A 17809-nucleotide genomic window follows, 5' to 3' on the forward strand; every position below is an offset into this window, starting at 1 on the left:
GGGGCTGGAACATCGGATCAGTAGGAAGAATCGTTCGCCATCCTCACACGCATTTCCGTCGATTCTTATTGGTCAGAATATACGACTGAGATTTGAACACATTGTTGAATATATTAAGAGCGCTCGAGAATGACAAACCGCTTTCAACCCCAGATTTAGAATAGTTGATACATACCGGATTGATATGCTGAAAAATGAGCGGCAAACAGTTATTGTGCCTGCTCCAGTATTAGGGGAATTTTTGATGAGAATTCCCCCACATGAACACGAAAAAGCTGTACGAAGTATCAAATCAAATTTTATTGTTCCATCGTTTGATACTCCGGCAACATCGGTGTACGCCCAAATATGGCAAAGAAATAAAAATAATGGTATGCCATCTGAAAACAGTAGTAGGGAAAGAGTTAAGACTGACTCTATAATAATCGCAATTGCGGTTGTCAATAAAGCGAGTTTTTTGTATTCAGAAGACGAAGGACTCCAGAAAGCCGCAAAAGGCTTTATTGAAACTCGTAGCATTCCAATAATTCCACGTCATATGGAATTGGGAGAATGAAAACAGTTGATGCATTCTCAATCTCCAAAAAGGCCACGGGGAAGATTTCCCTGAGGAGACCTTCCGTGCGTTGAAGGAGAGGGAAATCAAGCAGTTTGGGGAATATCGGACGTCAAAGCCAGAACTCGAGGCGCGAGATGGTCTGTCTGCGGTTGGTTGCACGGCTTTCTAACTGGGTTCATTTGCATCGTGTTCTATCAGCCAAAAGGCTACGAAAGAACATCCCTTCGGAGCTAAGATGGCACTTTCGATCAGATCGCCATTTCGTCAGCATATCAACCATCTTCTCCTGCCATGAGGCGCAAAATCTTCCGGTTAATTTCCATCTTTTTACCAAGTTGGTTGGCTGATAATTTTCTCTTCCTGAGAATATTAAAATAAAAATCCCGCTCCCAGCCATTGACCCATCCTTTATTTATTGCATGGTTGATCGTTTCGACATTAAATGACCTCACAAGGTCTTTCTGGACCCGTTTAGCCGCCTGAAAAATAATATCCGACGGCAGTCCAATAAACTTATTAACGCAGTAATTCCCAACAATTGTTGTATGATGAGTGATTTTGTTCCGAAGTATGCACATCTCAATGATTGGAAAATGACCACACAAGCAAGTCCCGGGCTCATCTGAAATGTAAATATCTTCAAGTATCCATTCCAGTTTTGCCTCATGCCAGTGTTTGGATCGACTTAGCTCGATAATTTTCTGGCTTAATCTGTATTCAGACATAATAAACTCCTTGTTTAATGATCAAAAGTGTGCGGCTCCTCAGGTAGATTGCGTTTCCTCCCCCATCCGTTCCACCACTTGGCGCAGGTCCTCCTCGCTCGGCTGGACATAGCGCGCAGTCGAATCGAGGCTGCTGTGTCCCATCAACCTCGCTACCTCAAACAATTTCGCGCCACTATCCAGCAATCCGCGCGCATATGTATGACGCAGCGAATGCGGTGTGACGTCCTCCAAGCCTGCCATCCCCGCATAGCGCTCTACCAATCGCTGAACCACCCGCGGCTGGATCGGCTCCCCTGTCTGCCCAATAAACAAGGCATCGTTCCCCACCTTCGGACGCACTGCCAGCCATTCGCTCAGTTGCTTGCGTGTCTCGTTCATCAGCATCACCTGGCGCTGTTTGCGCCCCTTGCCATTCCGCACCAGGAGCGTGCCTTTACGCTCGCCTAATGTCAGGTCAGAGAGGTTCAGCCCACACAATTCCCCTACCCGCAATCCGGTGTGCAACAGGACGTACACGATCACTGCATCCCGCTGGCGCAACAGCCATAAGCGTGGATACTTCTCCTTCGCTTCGCGCAGGTCATTTTCCACTGCAGTCACCAGTTTCCGCTTCTGGCTTGGATCCAACCAGCGCGGAGCAAGTTCCGCCACTTTCACCGGTTCTATGAACAAGGCAGGGTTTTCGGGAAATAAGTGTGCCTGTTCACAGCCCCATTGCCCAAAGGATGCCAGCGCTGCCAGATGACGCATCATCGTATTCGGACTGGCATTCTTCTTCACAAGATGATCGCGGTACGCGCGCACATCGGAAGCCGTGAGGGTTTCCAGCGCGCGCGTACCTCCCTTCCACTTTTGAAACTGCCGCAGATCTGCGGTATAGCCTACGATGGTTTTGGGCGATCGATCGAGGTTCTGCAAATGGGTCATATACTTTTCAAGAATGTTCATGACAAATCCTTCCTTTTTCTTCTGGTACCAGATATTTTAGACAGGCCGGCTCAAGCTACCAAAAAGCCGGCCGCCCAATCCCGATTTCCTGTCCATATTCAAACAAGGCGAACAGAACCCAGGCGAGCGCTTCTTCGTAATCCTCATTTCTGATGCGCATCTCGTTTTGCAGTCCGTACAGATGCACCTTCACCGAATACTCGCTGTTCCGATCGGGGTTGGCATATGGATAGACCTCCATGATGGAGTTCCTCATGCTCCACCCGTGATACATGAGGAAGGTTTTGAACACCAGCCGCATGCGGTTGAGGACATTGGTCGGCACCCACGATATGCGATTACTGTTGAAGTGCAGTGCTTTGGTCAGTTGGAGCCGCAGTTCCTCGTGATGACCCAGATAGGTTCCCAGCAAACGCACGGAGATGATGGGGATATAACGGTAACGTTCTTTTCGGTGAGATCCATCATAGATCGCACGGGCCACCCGGAACATGTTGTAATCGCCTCCCCATTCGACCTCCGGCATAGTCTGGAACCATTCATCCGCCAACGCTTCCAACAGTGCAGCCTCTTCGTCCAAAAGGAGGTGGGAACGAATAAACATGGAACTGCGTCGTTCAAGCTTTTCATCAAAGGAATCATCATCCGGGTTGATCTGGGTCCACTCGCCGGAAAGCTCCCTGCCCCACTGTGGGTTCTGCAGGAAGCGTTTCATTGGGATTGCCCACAACGTAAACGCTAATTTTTTTCCATTGTCCTTCTGCCAGCCCCGCATGGCTTCACGCCACACCTGCAGGGTTTTGAAAAACGCATTACCTTCCTTGATATTGAAGACCACGCGGATCGCATTCGAATATTCCCGCCCCTGCGGGCTCGAGAAAAAGGCGTGGCGGTTGTCCAAGCCGCGCCGGATACGCGGCACGATTTCCTTGTATGCAGTCTGCTCGACCTCGAATAGGTAGAGCTCGCCATCAGTGTGCAACACTTGGTGGTCCGGGCGCAGCCTTCCGCTGTTAAACTCCAGCAGGCGGTCGGTGATGATGGCGATATCCTTTTCACTGGTCGCAGCCTGGTTTATGGTGAGCATCGCAAGAGCATGCAGGATGTCCACATCATCCTTCAAACCGCTGGCGCGCACATCGGAATATCCGAGATAGCGCAGGAGTTTCGTGCCTCCCTTCTCGATCCGGTATATGGCTGCCGGACGGTTGGATTCGATCGGCCGCCGGATGGAGTGATCAAGTTGTGAGATCAGGGTATCCCCATCAAGAGTATGGACTTGTAGGTGTTCCAGCTTTCGGACGAGCTGGCCGCGGGTTAGGCCGATGGAATATTGCAGGTGTCTGGAATCTGCCACACCGGTGAGGTTGAGGGTTAATAGGATATTGGACCAAACATTACGTGGCATGACGGAATCGAGGGTTTCGCTCAGTGATTCGGGGGTCGTGTGCATAAGATGGCTTCTTAAGGGGCATACCCTTAGTTAATAACAGGGGTTTTGTATGACTACTTGTCTGCAGCAGACCCGCCGCTGAGATTTTGGATTTGCTGATGGAGGGATGCGATCAGGCTGTTTTGAGAGGCGAGTTTTCGGATGGCTTCATCCCGCTCCATTTGCATTCGATACATGTTGTTCTTTAGTTCACGGATCTCATTCTCCTGTTCCTTACTCAACTTTTTTAGTTTTTGCAGTTCATCTCCATAAGAGAGTCTGAGCTTGCCCTCGCGCCCGGAATACTCCTGATCCGCTTGCTCTTGCATGGCAGTCAGGTGCATTCGTAGGATTTCCCCCAGCCGGCTGGGGGAATACTGGCGCTCACAGGCAACGATGAACTCAGCATGTAATTTGGGAACTACCTGCTGCAAGGGTGCCAGCACCTCCTGGATCGCCGCGTAGATGGCGCTAGTTCGATCTTGATCGTTGCTATGTGTATTGAAAAACATGTTGTATTACTCCTCTCGAAAACGCCAATTAACCAAAGGTGATCTTGTGTGACTTCAATTTGCTCCCAACTACTCGGAGCATACTCTATTGAAAAGGGGGGTCCCCCCGGCCGCGGGCCAAAATCTGCTCTGCCGGCATTGCCAGTAAGCTGCTGCAGCCTCTTGCAGTGAAAGACAAAGAGCATGGACATCGCTAAATAACCTCTTGTGGCTCATTCATATTTTTTTGGTGGAAGTATTGATCGCGATCTCAACACCATCTTCAGTCTCTGTCCAATTCTCGGATTGGGTCACGACTTCCTTTCTGAGCGGGGCATCCTCACCCATTAGCAGGCGCAGCAATCCCAATGCTGTGTCACGATCGCGGCCCATCAGGTCAAGCCAAAGTCGACTTGCCTGGTCACCCTCCTGCAAATCCAGGATGGATCGCCCCTGTGCAAAGGCGTGGATAACGTCAAGCAAATCCTGCGGTGGCAGGGAGGCGAGTTGGTCATACCCGCCACCAGCTCCGCCGGTGGGATCGATCTCCAGGCGTGAGATGGCATAGGATATGGGATTGTTGATACCCGTGCCATCCTTCCCTTTCGCGTACAGGAGCCAGGACACAATAGCTGAACCATTGGCATTCAAGACTCGAAGCGCCTTTGCCTTTTTTGCGGTAACGCGATTATTGTTCAAAAGTCGATCTAAACCCCAAGCCGAGGGCAAACTCACCGCCACCTTACCGTTGAAGGCAGTTGACTCGGTTCCGCGATTTTCAGTGTTGGTAGGTTGTGGTGTTAAGGAGTTAAGAGTTGGTTTTAAGGAGTTAAGGGTTTTAACTCTGCAAGTAGCGCCACTATCTTCTGTAAAGTGCGCTACGCCGATACTGCAAGTAGCGCCACTATCTTCTGTAAATCGCGCCACGTTGATACTGAAAAGTGCGCCACTATCTTCTGAAAATCCCGCCACACCGAAACTGAAACTAGCGCCACCCGCTACACTCTGTGAAAAGCGCGTCAACACGATATGAAAAATCGCGGAAGCTGGGTTGGTCAATCCTGCTTCGAGAATTTCGGCGGGAATCTCCTCCAGCAAGACATTAAAGGTGCGAGATTGGCCACTGAAATCCAGTTCCTTCACCACCCGTTCGATCTCGGCCATATATACATGCGCAACTGCGTTCTTAAACTTCCCAGCTTCATTGTGGGATGGAGGATATCTTTCATGCAGCCACTCCCAAATGCTCTTTGCTCTGGTCATTCCCAACCAGCCGGCAATTTCAGCATATCCGCCCTGCACGACTACACGGTTACGCACTTCACCCGTGTCGGGATTGGCGTAGCACAAGTCACGCAGGATGGTGAGCATCCAGGCCGGCCCGGAACCCAGATGCGGCAAGATGTTTTCTAGGAAATATAAGGTAATCTTGATCTGGTCATTGGTAGGCATAATGTGATTTTGGATTTCAGAGGCAAGAGCATCTAACAATTCATTGCTCAGATCCCCTCCCTCGAACAGATCACGGACAAGTCTGCGCACTGTAACTGCATCTGATGTTTCAGTAGCTTCTATCGGGATCAGCTCCTCAAGAGGTGCTTCCGCTGCCATACGCAATACTCCTTCTGGTCCACCGCATTTCTCGATATTTTGTTTGATCCACTTTGTAAGGCTTCCAGTATCTGCCGGCGTTAATGGCAATGTCATCGCAACAGCATAGCGGCGCGCAAGGCGTTTGGGCGTACTGGATCGCTCATCCCATTGCGGTCCGTGATCGGCTATCTTGACCAGCCCAGCCAGTTTTTTCCAAGTGTCGGGGGCTTCTGCGCGGTTCCAGTAGGTGCGCTCCGATATCCCAGACAACGCTGCAATTTGTCTGCCTGTGAATCGACCAGACCCATACCCCTGCCTGGCCCCGGTCATATACGCCAATTGACGAAAAGCAACATATATCCACGCCAGCACCGGACCAAGCTCGCGAAGCCAGCGACGGAAATAACCCAACAGGTACACAGCACGGTCCGGGCGGACGATCTGCTCGTACACCGAATCGTAATCCTCGACGCTAAGAACGATCTCCTTGTCCCCCCTCTGATCTGGTCCATCATTAGAAACTACAACAGCAGACGGAGATTCCCAGCCCTTTTCAGTGGCTTCGGTGTCAACACTATTATTGCTCTCTGCAATAACATACCTTACCCGGACAGTCTGCCCTAACTCTACTGAGAGCAAACGTTCAAATGCTTCCGTAAGCCGGGACGAGAGCCAGTCACGAGCATATGTGTTACGTGCTCCAATAACACATATGCCACTGTCAAAAAACTCAAAGGTAGAATCCTTGACCCATGTGTCAAACGAAGCCTGAGGCATATCATTTTGGAGTTGCTCAAGTATGTTTTGCCATACAACTTTGATGTCCATTTTTGGCTCCAATATTTTTTATAGTTTTCCAATAGAAATCAACAGGAGGCTCCGTGCACGACGATTTTTTAGAGCCATACCACGTACTAAAAACGAAATATCAAGCACCTTAAAAGAGTTCCTGTTGCATCTGCCTGAGCGTTGCCTGAACGTCGTCTGAGCGGTGCCTGTGCGCGCTCTGAGCGTCATCTGAGCGGAGCCGCTCAGATGATTTCTGCCCGCCGAAAATTCTTTATTTTTTCCGCGGAAAAATAGTGTATTTTGCGCAGTTACCATGTTGGCATCACCTTCTGCGACACGACCACGGTCTCTTCCCGCAGCCTTAAGTTTCCGATTTTGTAAGCCTCGATGGCATATGCCAACAGGAACAGAACCAGCTCACCTTTGGAAATGGCAGATCCTGATAACGCTGCGATTTGGATTTTCACATCGCCTCCCCATCGATAGTTGATGTAGATCTCTTGAGTTTTGCTTTTACCTTTTTTCGGTATTGATATCTCTTGGGGAGCAGCGGATGCCACTTCATCCCAAGTTAGGGTCATCTTTCTACGTGTTGCATTTGGATGTGCATTGATGACCAGCCTCCCCTGGCGGACATGTGACAGGGAAAACGAGATAAGGGCGAGCGCAACATTGGATGTGCTTGCCATGTATGTTCTGGACAGTCCCAGGATCGAGCTGCGTATTTCCATCGTTGCATCCCGAAGATGGGATGGGATATAGTACGAGCATCCTCGATTCTCTCGGTCCCACGCGCGGTTGCTGCGTCGGCGACCTTGCGCGAGCGGGATGGTGTGGACCGGGTCCTGTGCAATTGATTGGTTGCGTGATAATGCATTTCGTCTGGCCATGGGCATCTCCTTTTTAGGAATGTTTGATCACAACACGTCCAAGCTCTTCATATTCTTGAGATGCGCGACTCGCTGGGGCATACTCAAAGATGGTTTTGCCTTCGGCGGCACATTCACGTAAAACAGTTGCGCGGTGTATGGGGGAGAGGACGCTAGCGCCGAAATACTCTTTCAAGTCCTGGATCGATTTTGCGCTTTCGCTGGTTTGCTCGTCGTAAAAGGTCGGCAAAATGCCGATCAATTCCCCATGCCAATTTGATTTTGCGCGCAGTGTCTGTAGAAGCTCCATCATCTGTGCCAATCCATCCATGGATAGATATTCCGTTGCAGTAGGGATGAGCATCAGATCTGCCGCATAGATGGCGCGCTCCTGGATTCCCCCGACTGAAGGTGCGGTGTCAATGATGATGTAGTCATATTCCCGCGCCAGTTTCCGGAATATTTGTTTGACCGTATCAATGGGTCGATTTTCGGCATTTACGACGATTTGCGCGGTCGCAGTTGTGCGGTCTCCAGGTATTAAATCCAGTCCTGTACGACCAGTGCCTCTTATCCATTGATGATTATCGGACTGCGATACAAGTACGTTGAATACACCAGACTCTGGGTTTATGGCCAGCGATGTTGCGCATTGTCCCTGGGGATCCATATCAACCAGCAGGACACGACGATCGCGCAGAGTAAGATTGTGAGCCAGTGTAACGGCTGTGGTGGTCTTGCCGACGCCGCCTTTTTGATTTGCGATTCCAATGACTTTTGCCATATTTCCTCTACTTCTTGCACAGATACCGCGCATTGACCCAACCCTCAATCGGGTGGGATAACTCGATCCATATACTCTCTTCCATTTGCTCACGTCTACCGCTGATCATTACTGCAACTCCTTCCGCGATGTGACCATGGATGGCGCTTCTGTCACTTGGTGCGGCGCGAACATTTAAATTTCCTTCCGGGATGTTGGTGCATACGATCATTGGTTCGCTGACAGGGGTAGATGTAGCTGTAACCGGTATAGTGGCGAAAGGTTCTGCCGCTGTTGATGATGGGGTAGGGAATGGCGAATCAAGACCAGGCACATACGCTTGTGGATCAAAGCTGTCACAAGCGCTTAGTAATAGGGGGATTATCAGGAAGAGATGTAGTCGATTTCTCATTGGTCGTTTCTCAATAAAGTGGTGTTGCCTTCAGTATCTGAACCGAAATTTGCATCATCAATTAGAGCGATGGCAACTGGTTTGCCGTCTAATTCGATATTCAATGTCCTCACGCCGGACGAGCGATTGAGCGTTCCTAATGCGCCGAGCACCATGGCCATCGATTCGCTCAGAGTTGGAAGCCGCTTGATACCGCGCCTCTGGACCTGGATCGCGCTTGGCAGCTTGATGCTGCCAACGGCGTCCAGGTCCAGGGATACTCTGCGGCTTTTCGCTGCCCGGCTGCCTAAGGGGACTGGTTACTGTCTCCCTTGTGGCCGTTACTTCCGAAATTATTTGTGATCGGATCCGGGACCAGCTGAGGTTGTGGTGATTGTTGATCTTGATGATCCGTGGATGTGGTAGTGTCGGCACCGAACTTCGCTTTCAGAGCATTGATCTGCTCGAGGATCCGCGACTGCTTGTGAGGCTGGGGAGCAGGTACTCCTGGCATGTGCAGGCCGGTTGCATTCAGTAGATCGTTGAGTTGCCCGCTGGCGGATTGGTTCAGGCGTGCCATCATGGCGTCTTCGATCTGTTTCATAGCGATGTTTTGCTCAGAGATGTCTGCAAATGCCACCAACATTGTGGCTCGTTTGGCGGTATAGTCTTGTGCCTGCTGGAGTTGCATGTTCATCCTGCGGATCTCAAGTTCGCCGCGTTCGCGTTGTTGTGACATTTCTTCGTCCTGGGCACGAACGGCACGACGTTTCCGCGTCGCAGGTGAAGTCATGTGGTATATGAAGCCTGCCAGCACGTTTAACCCAATGATGATCGGGATGCCGTACCAGGCTGCAGTCTGCATAATAGGTGGGAGTGTATTGCTACCACCGCCGTAGGCAAGGGTGTCCACGATCGAGGTCAGGAATACACCGATCATGTCGATCACGAAGAGCGACAAAGAGGTCCAGTTCTGGAATTTGGTTGTTGACCCAAAAATCCAGACCAGTGACCAGGCGACCATGCCGATATCCAAACCCCACAGGCCTACAATAGCAAGGATTTGGAAATCGTCTGCCACCGAACCCGATAGGAAATGCCAGGATCGGTAAGCAGTGTAAATTAGCAATACCAAGTCAAGGAGTATGACAACCAGATCCCCGAGATTGAAACCGCCTTCATGATCTTCTTCCGCTGCTTGTGCCGCCGCTGGGAAGATTTTTGCAAACATTGTATCGAGCGTTGTTTTGAAATTCATAGTGCCTCCATATCGTTTGGAGACGCAGATCCGTTTCTGCAAAGGTGCTGTGTGCCGGCCAGGCAGCAGCGCCTTTTTTTTCTGCGTCTTTTTGTCACGGCAGTAATTTTTTAGCCAGTTCCACCCCCTTTGTTTGACATGGATAACCGTCTGGATCGGATAATGGATCCCCAACGGATGGTCATGGTCACGAGCATTACTGCGGAAAGAGCGGCGGGAAAGATTTGTATAATCATCAATCCGTGATCCCAGCTTGCTAGTAACTTTGCTCCCCGCCAAAACAACCAACCAATCACACCCCAAAGAGACATCGCTCCCCAAAGCATATTCCTTGGTCTATGACTAAGGATCCAGACCACCAAAGCCACGGATAGGATCACAGAAGTGCTGGATAAGGCTAATAGGGGCAGGGTTGGGGCATAAGTGTTATAAAGATCGTCGATGGATATCCAAAGTAGGTATGTGCCCATTAACCACCCAAACAGGGATATAGTCCTGAGCACCCATGGGATGACAAGAAAAATGACGGCAAGTAGTCCAAGCATGAGCACAGTCAGGAATTCCGCAAGCGCTGCGAGTGATTTTGCAATAATCTTGATTAAGGTTGGGATCATCTTGGCTGCACTTCTATTTTTTTGTGATGGGGAAGAGATCTGCGTAGCCGGCCGATTCCAGATACTGGATGACTGCACTGGCTGGGATACGATAGGTGCGTTGCCCAAACTTAATGGCTGGGATTTTTCCCGCTTCGATCCAGCGGTACACCGTCTTCGTGCTGACCCGTGCCCACTTTGCGACTTGTGAAACGGTGAGGAACTCAACACTAAGGATGACTTCTTCGTCTGATGGTATTTTTCCGGCTGACATAGTATCTCCCTGGAGCCGGGTAGCAAGTGAAAACAAGAAACCCCGGTCTCCGATGAATTTCTTCATCGAAGACCGGGGTTTCTAATTGCAGATCAGTTACGCTCTGCGGTCCCGACGGGATTCGAACCCGCGATCTCGGCCTTGACAGGGCCGCATGTTAGGCCGCTACACCACGGGACCAATTCGTTAAGCGGGCGAAAGTTTACCATGAGGGCATGGCAATGTCAATACGAGTTGCCCAATAATATATAGAAACGATGTCGATTGAAGCTATCTTAAACTCTTGATGGTTTACTAATATGCAAACTAGAAATCATTGAACTTGACACAATGAAAGCCATGTTCTAAAATAGTCACACGGTTTTAAAAAACCGTGCGACCCGGTTGGCTAGGGCGTTTATATTTCCCCAGGAGGGCTGGTTTGTCTAAGAACCGTACGCAACAAATGGTGGATCGCCTGCGTGAATTACAGGCTTCATCACCTGATATTGAAGCATCAGCGGTGGTTAGCGTTGATGGTCTTAGCATCGCATCTGCTCTTCCCCAGGGTGTGGAAGAAGATCGTGTTTCGGCCATGTCTGCGGCCATGCTTTCATTGGGTGAACGAATCGCAAGCGAACTGGGGCGCGGCTCTCTTGAACAGGTTTACATCAAGGGCTTGAAAGGGTACGTTGTTTTAATGTCAGTCGGCGACGAAGCTGTCCTTACCGCACTGGCACGCGAACAGGCCAAGCTTGGCCTGATCTTCCTTGATATGCGTCGCGCCGCCGAAGATCTGGCGAAGTTGATCTAGTGGAGTTGTCATGAGCCCTCTTCAAAAAGCTGGTCTGTATTACCCGAATAAATTTGGCCTGATCACCATCAAATCCCTTGAAGAAGTGATGGGAAAGAACGGCCTGAACGCCATCTTAAATCTTGGTGGACTGAATCATTACATAGAAAATTATCCCCCCGATAACCTTGACAAAGGTTTTGATTTTGCCGAACTTTCCGCAATTGGCTCCGCACTGGAGGAAATGTACGGGCCCCGCGGTGGGCGAGGCCTCGCCCTTCGTGCAGGACGTGCGACTTTTTCGGATGCCTTAAAGAATTTTGGAGCGTTGGCCGGCGCAGCGGATTTGGCTTTTGTCGTTCTTCCGCTTCAATCCAAGCTCAGAATTGGTCTGCCGGCCTTTGCCAAGATCTTCTCCCAATTAAGTGATCAGCAAACAACGGTCGAAGAAAAAGACGCGGAATGGGTTTGGACTATCCACAAATGTCCCTGCTGCTGGGGGCGCACGGGAGCAGATAAACCCGTGTGCTTTATCTCAACCGGCTTGTTACAGGAAAGCCTGAAATGGGTTTCGGGCGGCAATGAATTCCGCGTGAACGAATCCAAATGTGTCGCCATCGGCGATAGTGTCTGCGAATTTATTATTCAAAAAGAACCAATTTCCTAATTAAAAAGGTCTGGCATGACAGACACCAAGTCAAAAATACTTATCATTGAAGACGACCCTGACGTGGCTGAAATGCTAACTGCGTATTTCCGCGCACAGTCGTATGATGTATCCACTGTTAATTGGGGAGAAGACGGCGTCCGCTCCTCGCTCCAGATCCATCCTGATCTTGTTATTCTTGATATTCGACTACCCGACATAGATGGTTATGAAGTAGCCCGCCGCCTGCGCGGTGACCGTCGTACTGCTGATATTCCCATCATTTTCCTTACTGAAAAACGTGACCGTTCAGACCGTCTCCAGGGGTTGGAGATCGGTGCTGATGATTACATCACCAAGCCTTTTGATGTGCAGGAATTGCGCCTGCGTGTTCGCAATGCACTAAAACGCGTCAGCCAGGGATCGTTGACCAACCCCGTCACCGGTTTACCGGAAGGCGCATTGGTTGATGAAAAGTTGTCCGAAGTGCTTGGGCAGGATGGCGCAGCTTTGCTTTTCGTTTCACTCGAAAATATGGATGCCTTCCGCGAAGCCTACGGGTTTGTTGCGTCAGACGATGTGCTGAGAGCTATCAGTTTGATGATCGTCAATACAATGCGCGAGATCAGCCGCCCTGAAGACTTCCTCGGTCATGCCAGCGGAACTGATTTTATTCTCGTCCTCCCGCCTTCAAACCTCGTTGCACTAAGCGAGAAATTACGTGCCAGGCTCGATCAATCGATGGAATATTTTTACCCAATTAAAGATCGTGATCAAATGGCAAAACGCAATGATCGTCTTGGCGCAAAACTAGCCGAGATTCCAACACTTAAGAATCGCTCCACCGATGTGAAAGAGATCAAAGCGGAGTTGATCAGCAGCAAGAAATAGGAGACTGTTTGCGTATTACGGTTGTTATTCCCACATATAACGAAGCGGAGAACCTGCCCAAACTGGTCTCCGCTTTATTTTCGCTTCCGCTCGACTTGCATCTTCTCATCGTAGATGACCACAGCCCGGATGGCACAGGCCAGTTAGCGGAAGAACTCGCTGAAAAATTCCCAGGCCACATTGATGTTCTTCATCGCCCGGGTAAGCTGGGGCTGCGGTCTGCCTATTTGAATGGATTTCAAAAAATATTGGATAGTGACGCACAAGCTATCGTGCAGATGGATGCGGATTTTTCGCACGATCCTGCTTCACTCGTCGATATGGCGAAACTCCTTGATTTACATGATGTGGTGCTGGGCTCCCGTTATATACCGGGCGGCTCCGTTGATGAGCAGTGGCCTATGTGGAGAAAGAAGCTTTCCTCATTTGGGAATTTTTATGCACGTAGTATTTTGGGGCTGCCCCTGCATGACGTTACGACGGGATATCGAATGTGGCGCAGCGAAGCCTTAAAGCAGATGCCTTTTGAGCGCATCCAATCAAGCGGTTATGTCTTTCTTGTGGAGATGATCTATCTGGCGCATTGCCTTGAATTCAAGATCGGTGAATCCCCGATCTATTTTGCAGACCGGCGCTGGGGAAAATCCAAGATGTCCTTGAAAATCCAATTGGAAGCGGCGTTTCGCATTTGGCAGGTGCGCTGGCATTATCGTGACTTAAAGAAGGCAGGTAGGGCAGGAAGGTTGTAGGCCAGCCATGCGGAATTATCGCTAGCCCCTACCCAAATCGATAACTCTCTGATAATATACATTCTGCACGCCGAACTACTGATTTCAAGCCCTCGGCCTCCCCGGCGGGGGTTTTTGTGTGTATATAAACTACGTCATTGCAAGCAGGGTACTCTCCCGACCAACGATATTCCCTTAACCAGGAATACTTACCCAAGCAGGTAAGATGTTGAAGAGTGCGCCTCGCAATGATATTTGAAAAATAGGTGTAAAAATGCAAATCGAAAGAACTGACCTTCGTAATATAGCCATCATCGCGCACGTTGACCATGGAAAGACCACCCTGGTGGATGGATTGCTTGGGCAGTCGCATACATTCCGCGAGCATCAGCATGTTGAAGAGCGCGTGATGGATTCAAACGATCTTGAGCGCGAACGCGGAATTACCATTCTTGCCAAGAATACGGCCATCTCACTCGTTGACCCTGTTACAAATCAACCGGTCAAGATCAATATCGTGGATACGCCCGGCCATGCCGATTTTGGCGGCGAAGTGGAACGCGTAATGAACATGGTGGATGGCGTTTTGCTGCTTGTGGATGCGGCGGAAGGCCCGATGCCTCAAACTCGTTTCGTATTAAAGAAGGCGCTTGAGATGGGGCACAAAGCCATTGTGGTCATTAATAAAGTTGACCGTAAAGATGCCGAACCTTCCCGCGTGCTCAATGAAACCTTTGACTTGTTCATCGAGCTTGGAGCTTCGGAAGAACAGGCAGATTTCCCTGTCATTTATGCTCAGGCTACCGCTGGCCGTGCCGGTCATTCCGCGGACCTGGGACCTGATCTGCAACCCATGTTTGATACCATCCTCAAGCATATCCCCGCTCCCAAAGTGGACCCTGAGGCGCCGCTGCAGATGCTCGTCACCACACTTGGCTATGACGATTATCGCGGCGTGACCGCCATTGGCCGCATTTTTGCAGGCACGATCAAAGCAGGCCAGAAGATGGCGCGTATTAAGTTGGATGGAACCATCCTGCCTGAAAACGCACGCTATCTTTATACTTTCAAGGGCCTGAACAAGATCGAGATTGATGAAGTAAAGGCGGGTGACATTATTTCACTAGCTGGCCTCGAAGGGATTGCCATCGGCGAAACACTTGCCGACCCGGCGAACCCGGTTGCATTGCCGACCATCAAGGTGGAAGAACCAACTGTCCGCATGACGTTTGGCGTGAACACATCGCCATTTACTGGCAGGGAAGGCACCTGGGGTACTTCACGAAAATTGCGCGAGCGTTTATTTGATGAACTTCGCACCAATGTTTCGTTGCGCGTGGATGAAACTGATTCAGCCGAAAACTTTTTAGTCTCTGGCCGCGGTGAGTTGCATTTGGGTATTTTGATCGAAACCATGCGCCGCGAAGGATATGAATTTCAAGTTTCACGCCCTGAGGTTATTTACCATAAGGCTGAAGACGGCGCTTTGCTTGAACCGTACGAAGAAGTGCATATCGAGACCAGCGCTGAAACTGTCGGTGTTGTCGTGGAAATGCTGGGGAGTAGACGCGGCAAAATGATGGATATGCAGGATGCGGGTCAGGGAATGACGCGCATGGTCTACATCGTCCCGACCCGCGGTTTGCTTGGCTTCCGCTATCAATTCCTCACATCCACCCGTGGTGCGGGAGTCATGCACACGATCTTTAATGGATATGATGAATTGGCCGGGCCGATTGGATCACGACCGAGAGGTTCCATCGTTGCCTGGGAAGCGGGCACAACCACTGCTTATGCACTCAAGAGTGCGGAAGAACGCGGGAATTTATTCGTAGGGCCAGGCGTGGAAGTTTATGAAGGCATGGTCATCGGCGAAAATGCGCGCGGGAGTGACCTGCCGATCAACGTCTGTAAAAAGAAACACCTTACCAATATGCGCGCATCGGGCGGCGATATGGAAATCCGCCTGACACCGCCGCGCTCGATGAGTTTGGATGAGGCGATTGAATATCTTTCAGATGATGAACTACTGGAAGTGACGCCTGAGAATTATCGTATTCGCAAGCGCATCCTTTCGACTGATGAACGTGGGAAGCAAACGAAAAAAGTGAAAGAACAGATGGGCGAAGCATAGACAAAGAACCGCAGGTTGATCATCAACCTGCGGTTCTTTTTATTTAACTACGGCCCTGTGTACTTGAAAATCCACAGACCGCTATCACGATCACTCGCGGCGACATATGTCTGTTCTGTAGGATCGCCAGGCAGCCTGAAGACCTGGACACCCCAGAAGTCATTTCCATTCGCGTCGATGAAGTGACCGACCTCCTGGATACCCGACTCGTCAAACGTGATCACGCGCAAGCCTGCATCGTAGTACGATAGGTAAGCCATATCAGTCTCTATATCAACAGCAACCTCGTGCACGGTCAGATTCCCAAAGCCGGTGGCGTAAGCCGGGTCGAGTCCCTCGGGTACTGCATAAGTATCAAGCTCTTGCAGTGTGTCCGCATCAAAGAGATGGACATAGCCCCATCCATCGAATACCGCTGAAAGGTCCACAGTTGAGCCTGCTGTTCCTACAGGTGGCAGAGACGGATTTGCTCCGCTGGGACAGTTCGCAGGGTTATACCCGGCAATGCCCAGGATTGCGAACCCCGATGAACGACTCACGAAAAGGAAAGGAATCGTTCCTGAGGCGGCCATAGTGACAATTGCTTCACAGTTGCCCGGTGCGGCGCTATTGAAGACCACGCCTGCAGCATATCCGGCATTCTGGGCGTTCGTTACTTTTTGGGTGAAGGTACAACCGCCGCGCTCGATCACCGCAATGGCATCAGCTGACGGAGCTGCTGGTGGTGGCGAGGCGTTGCAGGAAAGTCCCACGAAGTAAGTTGGGCCAGATACTGGGCTGCTAGGGGTGATCTGTGGAACTGCATTTCCCTGGGTTGCAAGGAAGCTCGACCCTGCAAACGGACCAGATGTAACACCTACGGTAGTGCGGAATGGCGAGAAGTCCTCATCCGTGCCGATGATGAACTTGTTGTTGTGACTCCATTCGGCCTGGTGCCCATTCCCTTCGGGCGGGCTGAAACCAGTTTCTGGATCTGGGTCGGTGAAATCGGTATCACTCACAAATACAGGTGCAGCCGGGTTATCTACATTCAGGACAATATAGCCTGCATCCCAATAAGATAAGAGCATCATCCAATGCCCTTGTATCTTTTTGACCACCATATCATGCAGGAAGCTGGCGCGAAATACACCAATCCCGGTCGATTGTGAATTCTGCGCACCGGGCCAGCCAGCCAAGCCTACTTCGGCGATCATTACAGGTGCAGATGGGTCGGTGATATCGAAGATGTCTACATCGCTGAGTTCCTCATCATCCACGATTACCACATACGCGTTCTTGCCCTGTTGCCAGGCGAAAGCACTATGGATTTGGTTCGCGCGGGTGACGCCGGCTACTGTGCGAATGTCACCAAAGTTTTCGATCAGAGTGACCGGGTTATAAGGATCGGTTACATCATAGAGAGAGAATCCGCCGATCCGGTTTGGAATTGTCCCGCAGGATTCGCCATTTACGACCAGCAAATCCCCGTTGAAGAATTTGGTGTTTACAGAAATAGCTTGCACCCCTTCACCTACATGCGTGCCAGGTGTGGCGATAAAACCAGCTTCGACGGGGTTGGTCGGATCTGACATGTCTATAATGTAGACACCACCTCCACCGCCCGAGGCACAGCCAGGGGAAAACTGTCCTAGATAGGCGAAGTTTCCCAGGACCCCTACATCTGAAATTAGACCCGGGCTCGCATCACTAACGGTTACCTGCCCGACCAACTCTACGTTCAGGCTGGATGCGGCAAGATGTCCGCCAACACCGCCATGCTGGTTGTCATCTCCATGGTGGGCGGCCTCCACTTCGATCGGGGTATCAATAACATCGTCGTCCACAAGATGTGCGCTCTGGTGATGCGCTGCCGCTAGGGGAGCAGCCATCAACGAAAGTGAGAGCAGCAAAAAACCTGTGGCTCGAATATAGAATCTCAAATTTTTGGGTACCATTATCTAAGCCTCC

General features: G+C 50.5%; 19 protein-coding genes and 1 tRNA gene. 6 read left to right on the forward strand and 14 right to left on the reverse strand.

Annotated elements, in window-relative coordinates:
• The first annotated feature begins 184 nt into the window (after positions 1-184).
• Positions 185-556, forward strand: a complete 372-nt coding sequence (locus AC14M5_RS05445; protein WP_484028627.1) for a hypothetical protein — start codon at positions 185-187, stop codon at positions 554-556.
• 275 nt (positions 557-831) lie between these two features.
• Here AC14M5_RS05445 and AC14M5_RS05450 read toward each other — a convergent pair whose 3' ends face one another.
• The 13 genes from AC14M5_RS05450 to AC14M5_RS05510 all read right to left on the reverse strand — a co-directional run bounded on the left by AC14M5_RS05450 (position 832) and on the right by AC14M5_RS05510 (position 10868).
• Complete coding sequence (locus tag AC14M5_RS05450; RefSeq protein ID WP_484028628.1) at positions 832-1284, reverse strand: hypothetical protein; 453 nt, start codon at positions 1282-1284, stop codon at positions 832-834.
• A 39-nt stretch (positions 1285-1323) separates the two neighbouring features.
• Positions 1324-2235, reverse strand: coding sequence for a tyrosine-type recombinase/integrase (locus tag AC14M5_RS05455; RefSeq protein ID WP_484028629.1), 912 nt, complete (start codon positions 2233-2235; stop codon positions 1324-1326).
• A gap of 55 nt (positions 2236-2290) precedes the next feature.
• Positions 2291-3688, reverse strand: coding sequence for a hypothetical protein (locus AC14M5_RS05460; RefSeq protein ID WP_484028630.1), 1398 nt, complete (start codon positions 3686-3688; stop codon positions 2291-2293).
• A 53-nt stretch (positions 3689-3741) separates the two neighbouring features.
• The gene (locus tag AC14M5_RS05465; RefSeq protein ID WP_484028631.1) at positions 3742-4179 is read right to left on the reverse strand and encodes a hypothetical protein; all 438 of its coding nucleotides are present in this window, start codon (positions 4177-4179) and stop codon (positions 3742-3744) included.
• A gap of 216 nt (positions 4180-4395) precedes the next feature.
• Positions 4396-6579 (reverse strand): DnaA N-terminal domain-containing protein, encoded by a 2184-nt coding sequence (locus AC14M5_RS05470; RefSeq protein ID WP_484028632.1) that lies wholly within the window; start codon positions 6577-6579, stop codon positions 4396-4398.
• 269 nt (positions 6580-6848) lie between these two features.
• Positions 6849-7430 (reverse strand): hypothetical protein, encoded by a 582-nt coding sequence (locus tag AC14M5_RS05475; protein ID WP_484028633.1) that lies wholly within the window; start codon positions 7428-7430, stop codon positions 6849-6851.
• Between the two features lie 13 nt (positions 7431-7443).
• Positions 7444-8193, reverse strand: coding sequence for a ParA family protein (locus AC14M5_RS05480; protein WP_484028634.1), 750 nt, complete (start codon positions 8191-8193; stop codon positions 7444-7446).
• 7 nt (positions 8194-8200) lie between these two features.
• Positions 8201-8584, reverse strand: coding sequence for an SH3 domain-containing protein (locus AC14M5_RS05485; RefSeq protein ID WP_484028635.1), 384 nt, complete (start codon positions 8582-8584; stop codon positions 8201-8203).
• Positions 8581-8745, reverse strand: a complete 165-nt coding sequence (locus tag AC14M5_RS05490) for a hypothetical protein (protein WP_484028636.1) — start codon at positions 8743-8745, stop codon at positions 8581-8583. Before AC14M5_RS05490 ends, AC14M5_RS05485 begins: the two co-directional genes overlap by 4 nt.
• Before the next feature lie 125 nt (positions 8746-8870).
• Positions 8871-9821 (reverse strand): hypothetical protein, encoded by a 951-nt coding sequence (locus AC14M5_RS05495; protein WP_484028637.1) that lies wholly within the window; start codon positions 9819-9821, stop codon positions 8871-8873.
• 110 nt (positions 9822-9931) lie between these two features.
• Positions 9932-10435, reverse strand: coding sequence for a hypothetical protein (locus AC14M5_RS05500; protein WP_484028638.1), 504 nt, complete (start codon positions 10433-10435; stop codon positions 9932-9934).
• Between the two features lie 13 nt (positions 10436-10448).
• On the reverse strand, positions 10449-10688 hold the full coding sequence (locus AC14M5_RS05505; protein ID WP_484028639.1) for a helix-turn-helix domain-containing protein: 240 nt from the start codon (positions 10686-10688) through the stop codon (positions 10449-10451).
• A 106-nt stretch (positions 10689-10794) separates the two neighbouring features.
• A tRNA-Asp gene (locus tag AC14M5_RS05510) sits at positions 10795-10868 on the reverse strand.
• Positions 10869-11133: 265 nt separating this feature from the next.
• On the opposite strand from AC14M5_RS05510, the gene AC14M5_RS05515 reads away from it, so the two are divergent.
• The 5 genes from AC14M5_RS05515 to typA all read left to right on the forward strand — a co-directional run bounded on the left by AC14M5_RS05515 (position 11134) and on the right by typA (position 15859).
• On the forward strand, positions 11134-11481 hold the full coding sequence (locus AC14M5_RS05515; protein ID WP_345300590.1) for a roadblock/LC7 domain-containing protein: 348 nt from the start codon (positions 11134-11136) through the stop codon (positions 11479-11481).
• A gap of 10 nt (positions 11482-11491) precedes the next feature.
• Positions 11492-12127 carry a V4R domain-containing protein gene (locus AC14M5_RS05520; protein ID WP_484028640.1) on the forward strand — a complete coding sequence of 212 codons (636 nt, stop codon included), beginning with the start codon at positions 11492-11494 and terminating at the stop codon, positions 12125-12127.
• Between the two features lie 15 nt (positions 12128-12142).
• The gene (locus AC14M5_RS05525) at positions 12143-12997 is read left to right on the forward strand and encodes a response regulator (protein WP_484028641.1); all 855 of its coding nucleotides are present in this window, start codon (positions 12143-12145) and stop codon (positions 12995-12997) included.
• An 8-nt stretch (positions 12998-13005) separates the two neighbouring features.
• A complete protein-coding gene (locus AC14M5_RS05530; protein ID WP_484028642.1) occupies positions 13006-13746 on the forward strand; it encodes a polyprenol monophosphomannose synthase in 741 nt (246 codons plus the stop codon).
• A gap of 253 nt (positions 13747-13999) precedes the next feature.
• On the forward strand, positions 14000-15859 hold the full coding sequence (gene typA, locus AC14M5_RS05535; RefSeq protein ID WP_484028643.1) for a translational GTPase TypA: 1860 nt from the start codon (positions 14000-14002) through the stop codon (positions 15857-15859).
• A gap of 47 nt (positions 15860-15906) precedes the next feature.
• Here typA and AC14M5_RS05540 read toward each other — a convergent pair whose 3' ends face one another.
• Positions 15907-17796 (reverse strand): PA domain-containing protein, encoded by a 1890-nt coding sequence (locus AC14M5_RS05540; RefSeq protein ID WP_484028644.1) that lies wholly within the window; start codon positions 17794-17796, stop codon positions 15907-15909.
• Between the last annotated feature and the right edge of the window lie 13 nt (positions 17797-17809).

The organism is Candidatus Villigracilis sp., assembly GCF_057083605.1.